Genomic DNA, 20,770 nt, shown 5'->3' on the forward strand with positions numbered 1-20,770 from the left:
CACACAACACACCAAAAAGCTCGATCAAGATAGTTGCCTGGTTTAGTCAATATCAGTCGAATTTCCCGCAAGCTTGCGGATGTCTGCCCAAATGTTTGAGGCTATAGAAATGCCTGTCTGCAGATTTCTGGCGCGACGTCGATGAGCTCCATCACCGGGCACGACCACTGGGGCGGACAGATCGATTGGAGGACAAGCACGAATCGCGTTCAAATATTCGGATATAGTTTCCGCGACAGTACCGGAAGCGGGCTCGATGACGATGAAGACATCGCCCTTATTGCATACGCTGTCGGAATCAAGCGTTCCGCGTACGTCCCGCCCAAGCGCTGATGCGGTGAGGCTGGCCACTACCACCTCAAACGCGAGCCCTAGGGCATAGCCCTTGGCTGCTCCGAATGGCGCAATGGCACCCCGCTTTGCTGCGGACGCGTCAGTTGTCTCGTCTCCATTCTCATCCAGCGCCCATCCAGGCTCCAGCGGAAGACCACGGTGGGCAAAGTCGTGGATTTGACCCATTGAAACAAGGCTGGTAGCCATGTCCAAAACGAACGGTGAAGGGGACGCCGGCACTCCGATCGCTACGGGATTTGTGCCGAACATCGCGGTGCGGCCACCCCAAGGATGTACCAACGCTTCGCTGGTACTGATCGCGATCAGAATCTGCCCCTGTTTTGCAATGTTCTCAGCATATAGGGCCAACATACCGAGATGGTTGTTGTTGGAGATTCCCGCCACCGCGACTCCGGTTGTTTTGGCGCGCTCACTGATTTTCGCCAGCGCGCTGCACGCGACAACCGGTCCTAAGCCGCGCTCGCCGTCTACGTTCAGAAAGGAGTTGCCACGCCAGGTCGACCTACCCTCCGTCGTAGGGTTTACGACTCCGTTCTGAATACGTTCGACGATTCGTGGCAACCGCAATAAGCCGTGGGACGACCGACCGCGCAGCTCTGCTTCTATCAGGAGGCTGACCTGCGTTTGCGCGTGACCAGCCGGAACGCCAGCACGCTCCAACGCCCGCGCGGCAACGCGCGTAGCTTCCTGCCAATCAATTGTCTCGCTAGTCACCATGTCTCGACCCAATACGATCCGATACGATCTAAAATACGATTGAACCGAGTCTAGGATGACGTTATCATGGTGTCAAGCCACTTTCTCACGGAGCAGAAGGCCATGAGTTCTTATGTAGATCAGTTCAATTCGTCTGCTGAACCAGACGAACACACGGAGCTGACCAGAGGGTCATCGCTTGGGGACAAGATTTACGAAACCCTGTTGTCCCGACTGATCTCCTTGAAAATTTCACCCGGCAGTCGCATCGCGATAGACGCACTCGTTCGCGAACTTGGTGTCTCGCAAACTCCGATCCGCGCGGCCCTGATTCGCCTGGAGGCCGAGGGCCTAGTCGTCAAGACGCACAATGTCGGTTACAGCGCCGCGTCGATGCCCTCCCGTGAGAGGTTTGAAGACATGTATGACTTGCGAATGCTGCTCGAGCCATACATGGCAGCTCGTGCCGCGAAAAACATGTCGGATGCCTTCCGCCGTGAGCTAGAGGAATTAGTGGAGTCGATGTCAGCGCCGACGCGCGATGACGCGAAGCTGGCCTACGGAAAATTTGCGCTGAACGATGCTCGCTTCCATGCGTGGATATCCGCCCACAGCGGCAATGAACTGGCCGCGGAAGCGATCTCTCGACTTCGTGCACACACGCATCTCTTCCGGCTTCGGTTCCACTCCCACGTCACGGAAGAAGCGATCAAGGAGCACGCTGCAATCGCCAAAGCTCTCTACGTCGGTGACGCCGAAGGCGCAAAGCACGCAATGGAGATTCACATTCTTCGGTCTCGAGAGCGTATGGAGCCATTCTTCGATCTCATGGGGTAAATCTCGAACGCCGGCACGCAACCTTGTGTACTGACGAACATGTCATGGTCGAACCACCCAGCTGCCAGCGCCAACATCGCATGTGGCTAGCGATGAAACGCCAAGAGATTATTTTTTGACGCGGGAAGTCTTGCCATCGGAGCAACACCGCCGATGGCGTCGTGGGTGCGATGCAAGTTGTAGCGATGCTACCGGATTGCCAAGGCATCTATGCGACGCAGTCACACTACGGCGCGGATACTCTCGCTCGCCGCTCACCAAGCGTTTCGCTAAGCCATGGTGGTTACGGCGACTTATTGCATACATTCACAAAATCTGCAAACTGTTGTAGCGGAAGCGCGGGACTAACTAGAAATCCCTGGATCGAATCGCAACCCAACTCTAGAAGCACCTCTCGTTGCTCCTGCGTTTCGACGCCTTCAGCGATCGCCTGAAGCGAAAGTGACTTGCACAGCGCGATGACCGTTCCCAACAACGTCCGCGCACGGCCATCGTGATCGCTATCCAAGTCCCGGACAAATGCACGGTCTATTTTGATTGTGTCGATCGGTAGCTTCATCACATAAGCGAGGCTTGAGTAACCTGTCCCAAAATCGTCCAGCGCGATTCCGACCCCCATCCCTCTAATCTTGTGCAGCACACGCTCAGTATTATTGAAATCGCGCATTAGGGTGCTTTCAGTAACTTCTATTTCAAGTCTAGACGGATCAATGCCGAATGACTCAATTCGCTCAGCCAGCACGGTTGAAAAACCAATGTCCGCCAATTGACGAGGAGAAACATTGATAGAGCATGGAATATCGCTTCCAATCATTGGCGCGAGGGAACCAAGATCACGGAGCGCCCGATTTATGACCCAATTCCCAAATTCCAGTATAAGCGAAGACTCCTCAGCGATATCAATGAATTCACCCGGAAGCACAAATCCATATAGTGGATGGTTCCATCTAATCAACGCCTCAGCGCCGACCACCCGTCCTGTTGACAAAGATAATTTTGGCTGGTAGTGCAAAATAAATTCGTTTCGTTCAAGCCCCCCTTTCATGTCAACGCGGAGTCGCAAGTGGCGCTGTTTCGCACCTTCTCTCGCCGAGTCGTATCGTTGAACGCCAGAACCGCCGGCGATTTGAGCAGCTTTCATCGCGTCGCTTGCATGACTCAGCAACGCCTCTGCACTGGTCGACGATATTGATCTCGCGACACCGATGCTGGCAGTAACCTTTATTTGATGATTGCCAATAAGCATAGGTTGCGAAACAGAGTAAAGAAGTTTTTCCGCGAATACTTCGTCGCTGCGAGCTCCCACATCACCAAAAACAAAAGCAAACTCATCGCCACTCAATCGGCCAATAAAATCCGCATTAGGCATGAGCCTCTTGAACCTGATTGCCAAATTCCGTAAAACATCGTCCCCAATCTTGTGACCAAACGATTCGTTAACCTCTTTAAAATGATCAAGATTGAGAATAATAAGCGCCAGATGGCCATGCCCTCGGGCGGCGAGTTTCGTGAATTCGCTTAATTTCTCAATTGTTTCAATACGATTAGGCAAATTTGTCAGCGGATCCCAATGACCAAGGTAATCAATCTTAGACGAGAATCGCACCTCCTTGGTTACGTCTCGCCCGATACAGATAATGCCACCGCCCGTAACTCGCGACACGGTCCATTCTATATATACGGGTCGTCCATGCTTCGTGAAATATTTGCGACGACTTCCCTGCACGACATGACCGAGACGAACTCGTATCAACTGCTGACGGACGAAGTCCTGGCGATCAGGTGGAACGATAGTCAAGATGCTTCGTCCAATCAGTTCATCCGGTTTCCAGCCGAGGATACGCGTGACTGATTTCCCGACCACCTCAAAGAGACCTTCATCGCTAATCCGGCAAACAAAATCTGGCGAGTTATCGAAAATTGCCTGCTGGCCGGCCTGAGTCCATAATAGCGCAGATCTTAGATCCACTGCGTCGGAAACATCGCGAAGAAACGCGACTAAATGCGTTACAATCCCGGCACTGCTACGAACTGGTTCAATAGAAAGTTCACTCCAAAACAAGGTTCCATCTTTGCAGCGCGTTCGCAGCACAATACTCGCCACCTTGAATTCGAGCGCCTCCCGTCGAAGTTCATCGAGTCCGCGCGGATCCTCGCTTTGATCGAAAAGAAATTCAAAAGGCTGTCCGCATATCTCATCGAGATCGTACCCGGTCATTCTTTGCATGACATCGCTGGCGAAGACTATAGGATCACATCCTATACTTGCATCCACGATCAGTACGCCGTGAGGAGACAGTCGCAAGACTTTTTCGTAAAATCCTTCAGCGTTTTGATCGTCACGATCTCTCCGTGAATTGTTCACATCGTCTCCTTGCGGCTTATCCATGTGCGAACTTCATTATGAGCGGCTTATATTCCAAATAATTGTGATATCCTTAACTGAAGCGCGCGAGGATTTCGACGCAGAATTGTGCATGCGGTCGATATTAGTATGTGGACGTATGCCCCGCTTAAGATCGGAGCATACTGAGTATCGCTTGGTCGATTGCATCAGGCAAATTGTGCCAGGATGATGTTCAAGCGACCTTGTGTCCGACTGGTGCTTACACGGACGAAATACTCCACCGCGTCGAACGGCGTGACGTTGGTCAAGTCCACATGCGGCATCCCGAGGTAGTTAGCAAGCGCATATTCGATCAATTCATCAATAGACACCTGCAGGCGCGCAGTGCCCTTCGAATCGGGCACTGCCCGCCGCAGAACGCGCGGATGCGAGCCCGCGTAATCAGGTAGTCTCGACGACAATCTGCTCGCGACCATTCCGAAGAAACGCTACATACGCAGTCGCTCATCCGGGCGATATTGCGGCTCCACATCCGCGCAACAGCCGACAAATTCGTATAAGGTTGCCGGCGTCTCGTTCGCAAGGCACGACTTCTCTTTGTCGAGCTTCATCCACTCCAAGGTAACGTACGCGAGTTCCGCGAGGCGTTACTGCGAGAAACCAACGCGCGGTCCGTAAGCCAATTCGGGAACCATAACGGGCCAATGGGATTTCCGCGCATTTCGCCGCGCAGGCGCGTGCACAGTCGACCATCAGTATTGACTCGCACAAGCACCACGCTGCGCTGTTTCAGCTGTGTCAAGTGATGCCACAAGCGCCGAGTAGCCACGCCGGCGCGAGAGTGCATGCCGCCACGGTAAAAAAATTTGCTGCCAGTTGTCGATCCCGGTCCGAAATTTCGTTAGCTTGGCGGATTTAATCCGGTGTACATCTATCGCATCACTTTTAAACTCCGCGACCCGCTTTGCATTGCCCCCCAACAACTGAATTAGGCGGATGATGCAATTATTGACACTCAATGCATGACACCCAGATGGCAAATTTAATAAAACCGGAAAGTTTGCAAAGGGCGCGAATTTTCGGATCGGATTCAATCACTACCCACTGATCGAACACACAACGACAATACAACGTCAGCCGACGCATCAACTTCGAATCGAACGCTTCCATGCCGTGTGCGCCGTGTGTTCCGACGAGCGCAACGGGCTCCGCAATGTGCAGAGAATCTTCCATGAGCTCCATGCTCTACGTGCAGCGTCCGATGTCTATGACGCGAATTGGCGGAACTAAACACAACCATTTCGATTTGACTAAATTTCTGCGAAAGCAGAAATAACACTACAAATCCGGCGCCCCACCTTTATTGTAGCTCGGGGATTTCAGCAAGATTCTGAATTTAAAGAATTGCTTCGCTTTAGGAAAATGCCGCCCGCAGCTTCATGTCAACGTGGCGCCTCACAATATGGAATTTGCCAAATTTAGTTCCTCGCGCTGAAGTTTAGTCAAACTCCAAAGCCCCCAGCTACCGCGATCTCCGCACCGGTCACGTAACTGGACGCATTGGAGGCGAGGAAAAGCACGACTCGCCCAACTTCTTCCGGCGTCCCGAGTCGCCCCAAAGGAATCATAGCCTTGAAGCCTTCCATTGCCTCAGCGCTGTTCGCGGCAATCATAGGAGTGTCGATTCCGCCCGGGTGAATCGAATTGACCCGAATACCGTAACGTGCAAGATCCAGCGCCGCCAATTTTGTCATGCCCCGCACCGCCCATTTCGTAGCCGCGTAGGCAAAAACACCAGGAACTCCACTGAGGGCGGCCTGGGACGAGATGTTAACGATAGAGCCTCCGCCTCCGGCGGTCATGGGGTCAATGACTGACTTCATCCCGAGAAACACGCCAAGTTGGTTGACGCGATAGTGAAGGTCCAACAATTCCGCATCGGTATCTTGCAACGTACAAGGTTTGTACACGCCAGCATTGTTAACAAGCACGTCGATCCGACCGTATCGCTCCATCGCCAGATCGACCACTCTCTGCCATGCGGCCGCATCGGCGACGTCATGCTGGAGAAATAGCGCCCGAGCGCCGATCTCCTCGGCGACTGCCTCGCCAGCAGGTGCGATATCTGTGAGCACAAGTCGGGCTCCTTCCTCTCCGAAAATGCGCGCCCCCATTGCACCCTGTCCCTGAGCGGCCCCAGTTATAATAGCAACTTTCCCTTCCAGAAGCCCCATGATTCTCTTCTCTCTCGGTTAATTGAACTCTGCGTTAGTCGCGCCCGCTAGGTATTAGCGAATCGTTTTGGTAATTCCGGCATCAAAAATTCTGGCGTTCCATCTACAGACCAACGATCGAAATTCAGTAGGCTGTATTATTTTTATATTACGTAGGGCCGTTCTCTCCAGTTCCGATCGGGTCATCAGAACAATAGTCATCCTTGAAGTGCTCTCACTGGGCACCAATTATGAAACGTAGTATCGTTCAGTCTTCGTCGGAATGGACGATTTCGGCAAAGAGATCGCTTTCTCCGTTATCCGTAACTGAAGTGTCATGGGTGCTCGGCGTGCACGCCACTTCGTCCTTGAAGACGCACGGCTGCTCTTCCTTCCCTAGCGGAAGCAATCTGGTAGTCACTCCTCGTTGCCAGTCGTCAAGCGTGTCTCGTTTACAGACTCAGGCTATTCAGCGTCAGCGAGATCGACAATGACCGTATCGGCATCGCTTAACAAGGTGTTCACAAAATGCGCCGCTCTGCTGCCGGAAACGATGAGACGCGAGCGGGAGATAAGGTATCGTGGGTCGGTATGTCAGGATTCCGCTTCATCGCAGATAGGGATTCGATCTGGTTGATCACTACAGTTCGCTAACCATCTCTGGCACGAGCGTGAACAGATCGCCGACGAGGCCGTAGTCGGCCACGCTGAAGATTGGCGCTTCGGGATCCTTGTTGATCGCGACGATCACCTTCGAATCCTTCATGCCGGCCAGGTGCTGGATCGCGCCCGAGATGCCCACCGCGATGTACAGCTGCGGCGCGACGATCTTGCCCGTCTGGCCAACCTGGTAGTCGTTCGGCACGTAGCCCGCGTCGACCGCCGCACGCGATGCGCCGAGTGCGGCTTGCAGCTTGTCCGCCAGCGGCTCCAGCACCAACGCGAAGTTCTCGCCGCTGCCCAGACCGCGGCCGCCCGACACGATGATGCTCGCCGACGTTAGCTCCGGACGGTCCAGCTTCATCACCTGACGGCTGACGAATTGCGACACGCCGGCGTCCGCTGCCGCTTCGATCTTCTCGACCGCTGCGCTGCCGCCTTCCGCTGCAACCGCGTCGAAGCCCGTCGCACGCACCGTGATCACCTTGATCGCGTCCGTCGATTGCACCGTCGCGATCGCGTTGCCTGCGTAGATCGGGCGCTCGAACGTGTCGGCGCTATCGACCGCCGTGATGTCGGAGATCTGAGCAACGTCCAGCTTTGCGGCGATACGCGGTGCGACGTTCTTGCCGTAGGCGGTTGCCGGCGCCAGGATGTGCGAATAGTCCTTCGCGATGTTCAGCACGGTCGCTTCGACGTTTTCCGCCAGGCCTTCGGCCAGTTGCGGCGCGTCGGCCAGCAGCACCTTCGACACGCCGGCAATCTTCGCCGCTGCGTCCGCAGCCGCTTGCGCGTTGTGACCGGCAACCAGCACATGAATGTCGCCGCCGACGAATTTGCCAACCTCGGCCGCCGCCGCCACCGTGTTCAGCGTCGCCGCCTTGATCGACGCGTTGTCGTGTTCGGCAATAACCAGAATCGTCATCTCTATCCGCTCCCTTTACAGCACCTTGGCTTCGGTCTTCAGCTTCTCGACCAGCGTCTTCACGTCCGGCACCTTCACGCCGGCCGCACGCTTCGGCGGCTCCGCCACCTTCAGCGTCTTCAGACGCGGCGTCACATCCACGCCCAGGTCTTCCGGCTTCACGGTTTCGAGGGGCTTCTTCTTCGCCTTCATGATGTTCGGCAGCGTCACGTAGCGCGGCTCGTTCAGGCGCAGGTCCGTGGTCACGACCGCCGGCAGCGTCAGCGACAGCGTTTCCGCGCCGCCGTCGACTTCACGTGCGACCGTTGCACGGCCGTCGGCGATCGTCACCTTCGATGCGAACGTCGCTTGCGGCAGGTTGGCCAGCGCGGCCAGCATCTGGCCCGTCTGGTTCGAATCGTCGTCGATTGCCTGCTTGCCGAGGATCACGAGCGAAGGCTGCTCCTTGTCGACCAGCGCCTTCAGAATCTTCGCGACGGCCAGCGGCTCGACGCTGTCATTCGACTCGACGAGGATCGCACGATCCGCGCCGATCGCCAGCGCCGTGCGCAGCGTTTCCTGCGCCTGCGCAACGCCGACCGACACCGCGACCACTTCGGTCGCCACGCCCGCTTCCTTCAGGCGCACCGCTTCTTCCACCGCGATTTCGTCGAACGGGTTCATCGACATCTTCACGTTCGCGATGTCGACGCCCGTGTTGTCCGACTTCACGCGAACCTTCACGTTGTAATCGACCACTCTTTTCACTGGCACCAAAACCTTCACCTGAATCTCCTCCGACAATGTCTTTGTTCGTTCGAAACGATCATGCATTACGCGTGGAATCACCATATCGAGCAATATAAACTCGTTCTGTCCGGCATAGTTCACGCATATTGCTTACCGCATCATCAGACTAAATAAACTCCGCTCCTCATAGATCCACGGTCGGGAGTTCAGATTTTCGCCGATTCTTATGCTTTGCAAGAATACGCTCGAAAGTAGATCGCTATGTCCAGTGATTTACCGGAATGCTCGATGCATATCCACCAAAGACTAGCTTACTCGCAGCCACTCAGAATTGAGATCGCCTTGATGAATGTGTAATGTCTTAGCCACTAATCCTATTCGACCACATTCATCATGTCCTCCATAACCTTCTTCGCATCGTTGAAGACCATCATCGTCTTGCCCCTGTAGAACAGATCGTTGTCGAACCCCGCGTAGCCCGCCACTATCGCCTTCTTGGTGATTATCATCTTCGCCTTGTACACATCGAAGATCGGCATCCCCACGATTGGTGATTAAGGATCGATCTTCGCGGTCTGGTTCACGACATCGTTTCCGCCGAGCGCCAGCACCACGCCAGTCTGCCCGAACTCGGTGTTGATATTCTCCATCTCGAACTCGAAGTCATACGGCAGTTCTGCTTCCGCGAGAAGCGCGTTCGTGTGCTCCGGTGTCCGCACCACGACACGGTTGATCGCGTAGCGCACGTCGATACCCTTCTCGATCAGCTTGTCGGTCAGATCCTTCAGCGGGTGCTGGGCACGCGCCCTCGCGAGGCCGTAACCGAGCATGATTACGACCGATTCCGCATTACCGAGCATGAACGACGCATCCTCGTCCGAGTTCGACTTCACCCGGCGCAGCTGCTGCATGCTACCCGCGGCTCCGCACCCAGCTCAGCGCAGAAGTCGCCCACATCCCGCGTCAGATGATTGCGCACGACCACGATTTGCTCGACATTTCCGTTCCCGCGCAACTCGACGGGCGACGCACGGAAACACCGCACGACGCGCTTGTTCGACAAGCTGCCAGGCCGGCGGCTTGCGAGCCGCCCCCAAGTCGCCACGTTGCCCCGGACGCCCCAATCCGGATGCTCGCGAATCCCATCGCCCTCGCCGGACAGCGAGACGCCTTCGACGCGTACGCCGACGCCATCGAGATGCTCGAGTCCCTCGATTTCCGGATTGCGAGATGCGCCCATCGGATGACCGCGCCGACCCAGTACATCCACCTCGCGAATCCCCCTGCGACGTAGTATGACCAGCGCATGGTCAGCGATGTGTGTGTGTTCGAGCGCCTTCTCCGGCATCCTCAGCATGCGTGCGATGTCCAGCGCGAGTTGCCATTGCCGCAAATCACTACCCGTTCGCTGAACAGTCCGCAGCCGAGATGCCAATAGTCTGGATTACCGTTGTATAACCCGACAACTTCTCGCGCCGCCCAACGGCCCAACAAGGTCTCGCCCGGCATGTCCGTGCGCGTATCGCTGCTCCCATCGACCGCGTGGACGATCGCGTCGTACCACGCGGCGAGCTCCGCGTGGCTGTTATCGGCGCCGATTTCGACATTGCCGAAAAAGCGCACGCGCGGGTCGATCAAGCAGAAATCGGATAGCCCGTCGACTACCGATTTCGCTTACGGATGATCAGGGGCGACGCCAGCGCGAACGAAGTCCCGAGGCTTGGGCAAGCGTTCGAAAAAGGCAATGCCGACCACAAGCCCTTACGTTTCGAGCAGATGCCCGACTGCATACATCGCAGCCGCGCCGGCGCCGACAATCGGCGACTCGCCGCGTCATGCAGGCTCCCCCCTCGTCGACGGGTAGTCCCTGCGTAACGCCACCATTTGCTTGGTGTCCTCGAAACTTCCATCGGACGCACGCAGACCGATATAGCCGACCAGTGAGATATCCACGCACGTCCCGGACAATCATCCGCATCCGGCGCCCGTTGCCTTCAGGCGCCAGACAGTCGAGCCAGGCGACGTCAGGCGGCGACGAGCTCGACGATCGCCTCGCGCCCGTGCTTCAATGCCGCATCGACGGACGGCTCTCCCATCGCCAGTCCTTCAGCACGTACCACTGTGATGTCGGTCAGACCAATGAAGCCGAGCACCGCGCGCAGATAGGTCTCTTGGAAATTCATCGCCTGCGCCGGACCTTCGCTATAGACACCGCCGCTCGCCGTAAACAGATAAACCTTCTTGCCCGTCACGAGACCGACAGGCCCAGTGTCGGAGTAGCTAAACGTCAGGCCGGCGCGCGTCACGTGATCAATCCATGCCTTGAGCGCCGAACTGATCGAGAAGTTGTACATCGGCGCGCCAAGCACGATAACGTCGGCGCGGAACAGCTCTTCGACAAGCCCGTCGGCCAACTCGATGGTTCGAGACTGCTCCGGCGAATGCTGGTCAGCCGGCGTGAAGAAGGCCGCCATCATCTCTTCGGTCAGATGCGGCACCGGATCGTTCGCCAGATCGCGTTCGATCACGACGTCGTTTGGATTGGTCGTTTTCCATTTGCTCACGAATTCTGACGAGAGCTGACGGGATACGGAGCCTGCGCTGCGAATGCTGCTATTGATATGAAGGATGGTAGTCATGACTGAAGGCCCTGAAAGGTTGAACGACCCGTTGCACGCTAGTTCGTCCGGATCCGGTGCCGTGCAGTCGCGCGCCTCGCTCGGCGCATTCCCGGCGAGGCATGGCATGCACGGTGCGTAGATGCATCCTAGCTAACGCGTCGTCCGACTATTAGCGGGCGGACGCGGATTTCACTCGTCCACGCTCCGGCCCAATCGATCGCGGATCGATGCCAGCGCCCGGCAACCCAAGCGTGAGCGCCGAGAATGTCTTAGCGCGCTCCGTCGCGCGGATTACATCGTTTTTTGGATGAGTTACCTACAAATCCACCATCTAGTCAGTAGCCCGAGTTGGTGCATAAATTTCATGCATGTCCCGCCGATCCCTTGCCGGCGGATGAGCGGTGAAATCCGAACCTTTTGTGCTATCGATGAACGCGCTCGCCTCGCTTCCTTCACCACCCGCCCCGGCCGATCCAACCTCGACCGTTGCGCTCGACAGGCCATTCGATCGCGAGGTCGAGCGCGCCGACATCTGCCAGCGAATCGCTCATTCCCGCGCGCGGCTCGTGCTCGTGCACGCGCCGGCGGGCTTCGGCAAGACGACCGCGATGACGCAGGCGCGAAGCTGCCTTGATCAGGCCAACGTCCATACTGTGTGGGTCTCGCTCGACCGTGCGGATAACGACGTGCCCCACTTCATCCGCTGCCTGCGCGCGGCGATCGGGCAATCCGGCGTCGACGAGATCCCGCTGGGTACGCCGCTGGAAATCCTGCAGGCACTGTCGCACGACGTGTCGGCGTTCACGCTGTTTCTCGATGACTTCGAGAAGCTGGTCGAGCCAGCCGTCATCGGACTCATTCGGGAAGCGGTGGAACACCTGCCACGCAACGGTCAGATCCTCATCGGCACACGGGCGCAGCCCGATCTCGGCATCGCGCGTCTGCGCGTGCAGGGCGAATTGCTCGAAATCGACGAGATGAATCTTCGTTTTACGTCGCAGGAGGCGCAGACACTCTTCGACCTGCGCGTTCAGAGTCCTCCTCCTCCCGACGAAGTGGTCCGTCTACATCGGAAAACCGAGGGATGGGCCGCGGCGCTATCTCTGGCTGCACTGTCGATGGCCCGCCGCAACGTCCACAGCGATTTTGTCGAACGCTTCTCGGGCGCGCACGGCGACGTGGCTGCGTATCTGGCAGAGGACGTGCTCGCGCAAGAGCCAACTGAGATCCGCGAATTCCTACTGCGCACGAGCATCCTGAGACAGCTCGAGCCTTCGCTATGCAAATCGCTAAACCCCGGCCTCGACGCGAACGGCATTCTGGACAGGCTCGTCGCCACGCACCTCTTTCTCACGCCGGTCGAGGGAAAAAACGCAACATGGCGATACCACAGCATGTTCGCCGACTACCTTAGCACGCAATTGCGCGTCGAACGCCCAGACGAAATCTTGCGCCTCCATCTGGCGGCGGCAGCTTGGTACGAAGAGCAGCAACGCCCGGAAGCCGCGATCGACCATGCGCTCGAAGGCGGCGATGCACCGTATGCACTATCCCTGCTCGCGCAGCACGCCGATCGCTTCCTCGAGCAAGGCCGCATGCGCTTGCTCGCACGCTGGTTCAACGCGTTACAGCCGCACGAGCTGGCCACGCATCCGTACCTGCAGGTCATTTCGATCTGGGCAACCGCTTTCACCTTCGGACCGCGGCAGGCGATGGCGCTGCTGGAACACTCCGGCTATGCGGACAGCGCTGATCCGCTGGTGCGTGCGCACATCAACGGGCTGCGTCCGATGCTGCTCGCGATGATGGATCGCTTCGACGACGCCTATGCGCTCGGCAAGCAATGCCTGAATCATCTGCCGACGCTTAGCGCGTTCGCCGACGGCGTACTGTGCAATTCGATGGGGCACATCGCATCGGTACTCGGCCATCATGAGGAAGCGAATAGGCTGTTCGACACGGCGCGGCACATGCATAACGCCGGCGTCTTCATTCGCATGTACACCGAATCGACGGAGGGTCTCGTCGACATGCAACTGGGACGAATGCGCAGGGCCGCCGCGCGCTTCCGCCTCGCTGTGGGCTCGGCGCGCGCGTACTCGTACAACCTAACGAAAGGCAACGCGTGGGCCGGCGTGCCGTATGCCGGCTCGGTCTACGAATTGGACAATGTCGAATTGGCCGAACATCTGCTCAACGTCTACCTGCCGCTCGCATGCGACGTTGGCCTGCCGGATCACATCATCGTCGGCTGCCGCATCCGGTCACGGATCGCATTCCAGCGTGGCGACGTCGATCAATCGCAGCGGATCCTGACCGAGCTCGAATATCTCGGCATCGAGCGCCAGTTGCCGCGCGTCGCCGCGACGGCGCGCCTCGAACGCGGACGGCTCCTGCTGCTGCAGGGGTACGCGACATTGTCGCGCGAGGAACTGAACCACGCGGACGACGCCGATCTGTGGCGAGACATCGCACGTCTGAGCCTGCCCGCAAACGACGTCGAGGACATCGTAATCGGCCGGGCGCGCTGGGAGATCGCCTTTGGCGATCCCGACGCCGCGCTGGCCTCGCTTGAAAAGGCTCTCCGCGACGCACAGAAGGCGTCTCGCCGTACACGGGTGTTGAAACTACACCTACTAACTGCGCTCGCCCTGCAATGCAAAGGCGAAACGCGTGCCGCAGTTGAGATGGCCGCGCCGGTGCTGCATCACGCTTGTCAGGAGGGTTTCGTCCGTCTAATTCTCGACGAAGGCCCCCAGATCGCTCAGCTCCTCGTACAATGCCGCGCCCTGGCGGACGAAAGCGCCGCGCATCGGGAAGACCCCATTTTCGGCGAGTATCTGCAGCGACTACTGCAAGGTTTTCCGCCGACGCCCGTGGCCGAAACCCCGCACGCGTCGCCGTGTGGCCAAGGCACCCTGCTCGAGCCGCTGACCCGCAAGGAGCTGCGCGTGCTCAAGCTGCTCTCCGAAGGCTATTCCAATGCCGCGATGGCAGAGAACCTCTTCGTGTCCGACAGTACGATTCGTACGCACCTACGCAACATCAACAGCAAGCTGAACGCACATAGCCGCACGCAAGCCGTCGCAATCGCGCGCAAGCTCGGTCTAACGGCCTGAACACATCGGCAACACGCCGGATCGCGATCACGTGCGATCGAGGCGGTGGCAGCGGGGGTGCCATACGACGCCCGCACCGCCACCGCCTCGCGCAAGAAATTATGCAAGTCGTTCGACGATGGTCACGTTGGCCATACCGCCGCCTTCGCACATCGTCTGCAAACCGTAGCGCTTGCCGCGCTGGGCGAGCGCATGGATCAACGTCGTCATCAGCTTAGTACCTGACGCGCCCAGCGGATGCCCGAGCGCAATCGCGCCGCCGTTGACGTTCAACCGTGCCGGATCCGCGTCGAGTGCCATCTGCCATGCTAACGGAATCGGCGCAAATGCTTCGTTAACCTCATACAGATCGATATCCTGAATGGTCAGTCCAGCCTTCTTCAGCGCGCGTTGTGTAGCGGGAATCGGTGCTTCAAGCATGATCACCGGATCGTGTCCGAGCACTGAGATGTGATGCACGCGGGCGAGAGGCTTCGCTCCGAGCATCTTCAATCCTCGCTCGCTGACCACCATCATCCCCGATGCGCCATCGCACACCTGGCTCGACGACGCCGCTGAAATCACCCCTCCCTCCTGCAGCGTCTTCACCGCACGAATGCCATCGAGTGACGCGTCGAACCGGATGCCCTCGTCCGTCACGTGCATCTCGTCGCCAGCAGTACCATTCGCGCCGATCACGGCCACCGGGACGATCTCGTCGGCAAAGCGTTGGGCGGACGTCGCATCGGTCGCGCGGCGGTGGCTTTCGAGTGCAAACTGGTCCAGTTGTTCTCGCGACAGCCCATACTTCTTCGCAATCGCTTCGGCGCCCGCGAATTGACTAAACTCGACGTGGTCGTAGCGCTCGTCAACACGCGGACTGATATAGCCCCCCATGCCATTCTTCATCGCCAGCGTATTCGCCGACGCGAGCGGCACCCGCGACATGACTTCTACACCGGCAGCGATGACGACGTCCATCGTGCCGGACATCACCGCTTGTGCGGCGAAATGCAACGCCTGCTGCGACGAGCCGCACTGCCGGTCGATCGTGGTGCCCGAAACCGAGATAGGCAACTTCGACGCGAGAATCGCGGTGCGCGCGACATTCATCGATTGTTCGCCGAGTTGACTAACGCAGCCCATAATGACGTCGTCGACCATTGCCGGGTCAGCGCCGGCGCGATCGATCACCGCGTCCAGCACCTGCGCGGCAAGATCGGCCGGATGCCAGCCCGACAGGCGACCATTGCGACGGCCGCCCGCGGTGCGTGCGCCAGCGACGATATAAGCTTCAGCCATGTTGACCTCACGAATGCGTGAAACGAAATGGTGTTGTCTAGCCCCGCGATGCACTGACAGCGAGGCGATCGTGAACAGTGTACGAAGTGAGAATCGATGTAGTCATCGTCAGATGCGACGATCTTTCAGCGGCGCAACACGCGCCGACGTGCACGAATGCGTGCTGTCGCGCACGCATCGGCTCGCCCTCTACGCTTTCGACGCGAGCGGCTCGACGAGCTTCAGTTCCAGCAGTTTCGCCGCCGTGTATTCGATGAACGCGCTGACCGCTCGCGGCAGTTGCCGGCGGTTCAGATAAACGAGATAAACACCGACGCGATGCAACCCGTACTCCGGCAATACCGCCGTCAAATGGCCGTTCGAAATGTCATCGGCAATCATCGCAGACGGTAGCAAAGCCACGCCGAGACCGCTGCGCGCGGCGCCGAGCTGTGCCTGTATGCTGTTCGCGTGGAATCGTCCTCTGACCGCTACTTCGACCTGCCCGTCCGGGCCGTCGAGTCGCCATATCGTGTATCCGGTCGGATTAGCGGGCGCAGCGATGCAATCGTGGTCGGACAGATCGGCCGGCGCGTCCGGCTCGCCATGAATATCTAGGTAGCTGTGGTTCGCCACCAGTGCGGCGGACGTCCAGCCGACCTGGCGAGCGATCAGATTCGGCTCGATCGCCTTGCCAACACGAAACGCGACGTCAATGTTCTCGCCGAGCAAATCGGCGCGCTCATCGCTCAGAACGAACTCCAGGCGGACTCGCGGGTACGTCGCGAGAAATTCGCTAATCGCATCCACCGGGATCATATGGAAGAAATCCGCCGGAACAGCGACGCGCACTCTTCCGCTCGGGCTCGCAGTGCCTTCGGCAATTTCTTGCGTCGAACGCTCGACCGATTCGATATGCTCCGCACACTGGGCGAAGAGTCGCTGACCGGCATCAGTCAGAACGAGCCGCCGGGTCGAGCGCTGCATCAAACGCACACCAAGTTCCCGTTCGAGCTCCTGCACGCGCCGGCTCGCTGTATTGGCCTGCAAGCCAAGACGGCGGGCCGCTTCGGCGAAGCTGCCGGCGCTCGCCACGGTGACGAAGAGCGCCACGTCGTTCAGATCCACCATTGAATGTCTCCGGGATTGGGTGCGTGAAGTTCGATCTGCGCACTAGTCTACAAGAGCGGTGACATTTGGCGTCTGTTCTGAGCAGAATTGCTTTTCTTGGAATCCAGCACTGCTGCGTGAGGCCATTTTGATCGCATATGCAAAACGATGCGTCGGGCGCGGCGAACGCACCCGACGTGGCAGTGGATATCCGGCGCGAATTAGACCGACTGGCGGCGGCTGTCGAGACTGAATGCCCGCGCGCGGAATGCCAGAACCTGGATCAGGCCACCAGCGATCGCGAAGTTCTTCAGAAAATGGAACACCTGGTTCTGATCGGCGAACGCATGATGAAAGACCAGCGCCGTGGCGATCGAATACACAGCCAGCAACGCGGCAACGATTCGCGTCTGGCAGCCGACGATGAGCAGCAGGCCGCCGACAATCTCCAGTGCTGTCGCGGCAACGAAGGCGGTCGTTGGCGCGGGGAATCCGGCGAACGTGATGTATCCGATCGTCGCAGCAGGTGCAGCTAGCTTACCGACCCCGCTGAAAAGGAAAACGGCCGCGATAAGGATTCGACCGAACAATGCGAGTGCATCCTGATGATTGACGGAGATTGATTTCATAGCAAATGCTGATGATGGTGAGTTTCGGAAACGAACCGTGCAGCGACAGGAATGGCCGATGCGACGGACGGCAACAGCGTGATTCACACACCGGACCCTCGTCAACCCGCCACCCAATGCGACGGCCGCTTAGAGGCTGATCGATGTCCGTGGAATGAATCGTATGGGGTGCCAAATTCGATGACTAGACGGGAAACGCGGATTGCACTCATCCAGAATCTCAGCGAATTCGGCGCTCGATCGCCCCACGTGAACCGAGGCGGAATTTATGTCGGATCGGGAAACGTTCGAGGCACCGGCGCTCGAACGGCGCGCGCCGGTGCCTCGCTCAAATGCTGCTGACAAGATGTCCGCCGTCGACTGCTACAATCGATCCGGTCATGTACGCGCCAGCATCCGACGCCAGCAGCAGCAACGGACCGAGCAGATCCTCCGGCCTGCCGAACGCGCGCCCCGGAATCCGGCTCATCAGTTTTTTCCCCGCATCGCTCGCCAGAAACGCGGCATTGAGCTCGGTCGAAACGTAGCCAGGCGCGATCGCATTGACGCGGATTCGATGACGCGCAAGTTCCAAAGCCATCGAGCGCGTCAGATGGATCAGGCCTGCCTTCGACGCGCAGTAGGGCGCGACGCCACCCGCGACGCGAAGGCCCGTGATCGAGGCGATATTGACCACCCCGCCGCCAACGCCAGCGGCCACCATGCGCCGCGCCGCCTCCATGGCGACCAGATACGCGCCCTTCAGATTCGTGTCGATCGCTTCATCCCACGTCTGCTCGCTATGCTCCAGCAACGGACGCGTTGATGCGACGCCGGCGTTGTTGACGACCAGATCGACGACGCCCACACTTGCCTCAACCGTGTCGAAGGCCGCACGAACGCTGTCGGCCGACGTGACGTCGATCGAAACGGCGCTCGCCGCTCCGCCGGCCTGCTCTATCTCGTCGACCACTTCGCTCAGGCGGTCAACGCGCCGCGCCGCAACGACGACGGTCGCGCCCGCTCGCGCGAGCGCACGTGCGAAATAGCGTCCCAGGCCGCTCGAAGCGCCGGTCACAAGTGCGCGCCGCCCGTCTAGCGAGAACAGCGCTTCGATGTCAATTCGCATGGCCGCCGTCCTCGAGGTCGAAATAGCGGCCGTTGCGCGCCGCGAGCGCGATCAGTCCCGGTGGCGGCTCGTAGAGCCGCCCGAGCGACGCGAAACGCTCGCACGCCGCGACGACCTGCCGCGTGCCGAGCACATCTGCGTATCGCAGCGCGCCGCCCAGATGGCGAGGAAAGCCGATTCCGAGAACGAGACTCATGTCGATGTCACCTGCCGATTCCGCGATTCGTTCGTCGAGGCAACGCGCAGCCTCGAGGAGCATCGGCAGCATCATGCGAAGAACAATGTCGTCCGCCGGCAAGTCGCGGACACCATGCGGCTGCACTGACGCGAGCAGCGCATGCGTGTCTTCGGCCCTGAGTTTCTGCGGACGGCCTTTTGCATCCGGCGCGTAACGATAGAACCCGAGCCCGCTCTTCTGGCCCAGGCGACCGTTCGCGGCCATCAGTTCGACCGCGTGCTGCCCGTTGACGTTCATGCGCGGCGCATAGCCGGCGCTGACGACAGCGATCACGTGCGAAGCCGTATCCATTCCAACCACGTCTTGCAGATACGCAGGCCCCATCGGCCAGCCGAAGGCTTCCATCGCGGCGTCGATCGCAACGAAGTCCACGCCGTCCTGCACCAGCAGCAGGAACGCGACAATATAGGCAGTCAGGATGCGATTGACGAGGAATCCCGGGCAATCGGCGACGACAACCGGCACCTTGCCCATCGACCGTGCATAATCGACTACTGTCGCAACGGCTTGGGCCGACGTTCGCGGCCCGCGCACGACTTCAACTAGCGGCATCACGGGAACTGGATTGAAGAAATGCATCCCGACGAAGTTTTCCGGACGCGCCAGCGCGGAAGACAAATCCGCGATCGACAGCGACGAAGTATTGGACGCGAGCACCGCGTCGCCCGAAATCCGCCGTTCGGCGTCGGCTAGCACGCTGCGCTTGACGCCAAGATTCTCGACGACGGCCTCGATGACGATGTCCGCAAGGTCGAAGCCGGTGAATTCAAGCGTCGGCACGATACCTTCCTTCACCTTACGCGCCTTCTCCTCCGACATCTTGCCGCCGCTGACCTGCTTGTCGAGCAGTTTCGCCGCTTCGTGCATGCCGATATCGAGTGCCGCCTGAGCTATGTCCTTCATCACGATCGGGGTACCGCGCAACGCGCTTTGATAGGCAATTCCGCCGCCCATGATGCCGGCGCCGAGCACGGCTGCCTGACGTATCGGCCTCGCGATGCGCGCCGCATCGCGGCTCTTGCGTTTCAGCGACTGCTCATTGATGAAGATCCCCACCAGCGACGCAGCCGCCTGACTCTTCGCCAGCTTCGTAAATGTATCGGCCTCGAAGGCGAGTGCCTCGTCACGCCCGAGCGACGCCGCTTCGCCAATCAGATCAACCGCCGCGGCAGCCGCCGGTAAGTGCGGGCCGTAACGGCGCGCAGCCGCTCTGGCGTCGTCGAGTAGCTTCGGTTGCACGTCGAAGGGTGCCACCCGCTTGCGTCGCCGCGCGATCCAGGTATCCGGCTCTTGGATCGCGGCGCGCAGGCACGCGAGACCAGTGGTACGCAGCGAGTCGGACTCGCAGACCGCATCGACCACGTTGGCCGCCTTCGCGGCCTCGGCGCTTCTCGGCTTCGTGTTGACAATCCAGTCGAGCGCGACGGCCGCACCGGCGATCCGCGGCAAGCGGACCGTCCCACCGAAACCCGGGACGATCCCGAGCCCGACCTCAGGCAATCCCAGCCGAGCCGTCGTCGCGGCCACCCGGAAATCGCTAGTCAGTGCCAGCTCCAGACCGCCGCCCAGCGCCATCCCGTTGATCGCGGACACGGTCGGATAGGGCACATCCTCGAGTCGCGTAAAGAGAGCGCTGCAGGTCACGTCCCATGCACGCAGTTGCGCATCGGACAGCCGAAAAGCGTTCGCCAATTCGAAGATATCAGCGCCAACGAAGAACGATTCCTTTCCGCTCGTCACGAGCAGCCCCTGGACATCGTCGCGCGTGGCGAGCACGTCGAGCGCGGTTCCAAATTCGGTGAGCGCCTTGCGGTCGAACACGTTGACCGCCTGGCCGTGACGATCGAAACACAATTCCACCACACCGTCGCCGACGTGCATCAGACGCAAAGTCGTTCCTTCCCAGATCATGAGCTTGTCCTTT

General features: G+C 59.0%; 17 protein-coding genes and 2 pseudogenes. 2 read left to right on the forward strand and 17 right to left on the reverse strand.

Features of this window, described 5'->3' with window-relative positions; translation table 11 throughout:
• Nucleotides 1-42: 42 nt before the first annotated feature.
• Nucleotides 43-1,071 carry an Ldh family oxidoreductase gene (locus ACV22Z_RS00455; protein WP_448074362.1) on the reverse strand — a complete coding sequence of 343 codons (1,029 nt, stop codon included), beginning with the start codon at nucleotides 1,069-1,071 and terminating at the stop codon, nucleotides 43-45.
• 102 nt (nucleotides 1,072-1,173) lie between these two features.
• Here ACV22Z_RS00455 and ACV22Z_RS00460 point away from each other — a divergent pair, with 102 nt between their 5' ends.
• On the forward strand, nucleotides 1,174-1,887 hold the full coding sequence (locus ACV22Z_RS00460; protein ID WP_448074363.1) for a GntR family transcriptional regulator: 714 nt from the start codon (nucleotides 1,174-1,176) through the stop codon (nucleotides 1,885-1,887).
• Nucleotides 1,888-1,973: 86 nt separating this feature from the next.
• On the opposite strand, the pseudogene ACV22Z_RS00465 reads toward ACV22Z_RS00460, so the two are convergent.
• From ACV22Z_RS00465 to ACV22Z_RS00515, 11 genes and pseudogenes are all read right to left on the reverse strand, one after another.
• A pseudogene (locus tag ACV22Z_RS00465) lies at nucleotides 1,974-2,075 on the reverse strand (IS481 family transposase); the annotation flags it as partial.
• Nucleotides 2,076-2,170: 95 nt separating this feature from the next.
• Nucleotides 2,171-4,276 (reverse strand): sensor domain-containing protein, encoded by a 2,106-nt coding sequence (locus tag ACV22Z_RS00470; protein ID WP_448074364.1) that lies wholly within the window; start codon nucleotides 4,274-4,276, stop codon nucleotides 2,171-2,173.
• 164 nt (nucleotides 4,277-4,440) lie between these two features.
• On the reverse strand, nucleotides 4,441-4,638 hold the full coding sequence (locus tag ACV22Z_RS00475) for a hypothetical protein (protein ID WP_448074365.1): 198 nt from the start codon (nucleotides 4,636-4,638) through the stop codon (nucleotides 4,441-4,443).
• Nucleotides 4,639-5,239: 601 nt separating this feature from the next.
• Entirely contained in the window at nucleotides 5,240-5,467 is a 228-nt protein-coding gene (locus tag ACV22Z_RS00480; protein WP_448074366.1) for a hypothetical protein, read from the reverse strand.
• Nucleotides 5,468-5,736: 269 nt separating this feature from the next.
• Entirely contained in the window at nucleotides 5,737-6,468 is a 732-nt protein-coding gene (locus ACV22Z_RS00485) for an SDR family NAD(P)-dependent oxidoreductase (protein WP_448074367.1), read from the reverse strand.
• A 619-nt stretch (nucleotides 6,469-7,087) separates the two neighbouring features.
• Complete coding sequence (locus tag ACV22Z_RS00490) at nucleotides 7,088-8,032, reverse strand: electron transfer flavoprotein subunit alpha/FixB family protein (protein WP_448074368.1); 945 nt, start codon at nucleotides 8,030-8,032, stop codon at nucleotides 7,088-7,090.
• Between the two features lie 15 nt (nucleotides 8,033-8,047).
• A complete protein-coding gene (locus ACV22Z_RS00495) occupies nucleotides 8,048-8,797 on the reverse strand; it encodes an electron transfer flavoprotein subunit beta/FixA family protein (protein WP_448074369.1) in 750 nt (249 codons plus the stop codon).
• A 338-nt stretch (nucleotides 8,798-9,135) separates the two neighbouring features.
• Nucleotides 9,136-9,696: pseudogene (locus ACV22Z_RS00500) on the reverse strand (NAD(P)(+) transhydrogenase (Re/Si-specific) subunit beta); the annotation flags it as partial.
• On the reverse strand, nucleotides 9,651-10,118 hold the full coding sequence (locus ACV22Z_RS00505; protein ID WP_448074370.1) for a hypothetical protein: 468 nt from the start codon (nucleotides 10,116-10,118) through the stop codon (nucleotides 9,651-9,653). The gene ACV22Z_RS00505 and the pseudogene ACV22Z_RS00500, both read right to left, overlap by 46 nt.
• Complete coding sequence (locus ACV22Z_RS00510; RefSeq protein ID WP_448074371.1) at nucleotides 10,112-10,399, reverse strand: hypothetical protein; 288 nt, start codon at nucleotides 10,397-10,399, stop codon at nucleotides 10,112-10,114. Before ACV22Z_RS00510 ends, ACV22Z_RS00505 begins: the two co-directional genes overlap by 7 nt.
• A gap of 386 nt (nucleotides 10,400-10,785) precedes the next feature.
• Nucleotides 10,786-11,400 (reverse strand): FMN-dependent NADH-azoreductase, encoded by a 615-nt coding sequence (locus ACV22Z_RS00515; protein ID WP_448074372.1) that lies wholly within the window; start codon nucleotides 11,398-11,400, stop codon nucleotides 10,786-10,788.
• Nucleotides 11,401-11,783: 383 nt separating this feature from the next.
• Here ACV22Z_RS00515 and ACV22Z_RS00520 point away from each other — a divergent pair, with 383 nt between their 5' ends.
• A complete protein-coding gene (locus ACV22Z_RS00520) occupies nucleotides 11,784-14,501 on the forward strand; it encodes a LuxR C-terminal-related transcriptional regulator (protein ID WP_448074373.1) in 2,718 nt (905 codons plus the stop codon).
• A gap of 99 nt (nucleotides 14,502-14,600) precedes the next feature.
• Here ACV22Z_RS00520 and ACV22Z_RS00525 read toward each other — a convergent pair whose 3' ends face one another.
• The 5 genes from ACV22Z_RS00525 to fadB all read right to left on the reverse strand — a co-directional run bounded on the left by ACV22Z_RS00525 (nucleotide 14,601) and on the right by fadB (nucleotide 20,757).
• Nucleotides 14,601-15,782: an acetyl-CoA C-acetyltransferase gene (locus ACV22Z_RS00525; RefSeq protein WP_448074374.1), complete on the reverse strand. Its 1,182-nt coding sequence runs from the start codon at nucleotides 15,780-15,782 to the stop codon at nucleotides 14,601-14,603.
• A gap of 189 nt (nucleotides 15,783-15,971) precedes the next feature.
• Nucleotides 15,972-16,892, reverse strand: coding sequence for a LysR family transcriptional regulator (locus ACV22Z_RS00530; RefSeq protein WP_448074375.1), 921 nt, complete (start codon nucleotides 16,890-16,892; stop codon nucleotides 15,972-15,974).
• A gap of 200 nt (nucleotides 16,893-17,092) precedes the next feature.
• On the reverse strand, nucleotides 17,093-17,500 hold the full coding sequence (locus ACV22Z_RS00535) for a DoxX family protein (protein ID WP_448074376.1): 408 nt from the start codon (nucleotides 17,498-17,500) through the stop codon (nucleotides 17,093-17,095).
• A 328-nt stretch (nucleotides 17,501-17,828) separates the two neighbouring features.
• A complete protein-coding gene (locus tag ACV22Z_RS00540; RefSeq protein WP_448074377.1) occupies nucleotides 17,829-18,608 on the reverse strand; it encodes an SDR family NAD(P)-dependent oxidoreductase in 780 nt (259 codons plus the stop codon).
• Nucleotides 18,598-20,757 (reverse strand): fatty acid oxidation complex subunit alpha FadB, encoded by a 2,160-nt coding sequence (fadB, locus tag ACV22Z_RS00545; RefSeq protein WP_448074378.1) that lies wholly within the window; start codon nucleotides 20,755-20,757, stop codon nucleotides 18,598-18,600. The genes ACV22Z_RS00540 and fadB overlap by 11 nt, the downstream gene beginning before the upstream one ends.
• Between the last annotated feature and the right edge of the window lie 13 nt (nucleotides 20,758-20,770).

The sequence above is a fragment of the Burkholderia sp. PU8-34 genome (assembly GCF_053427725.1).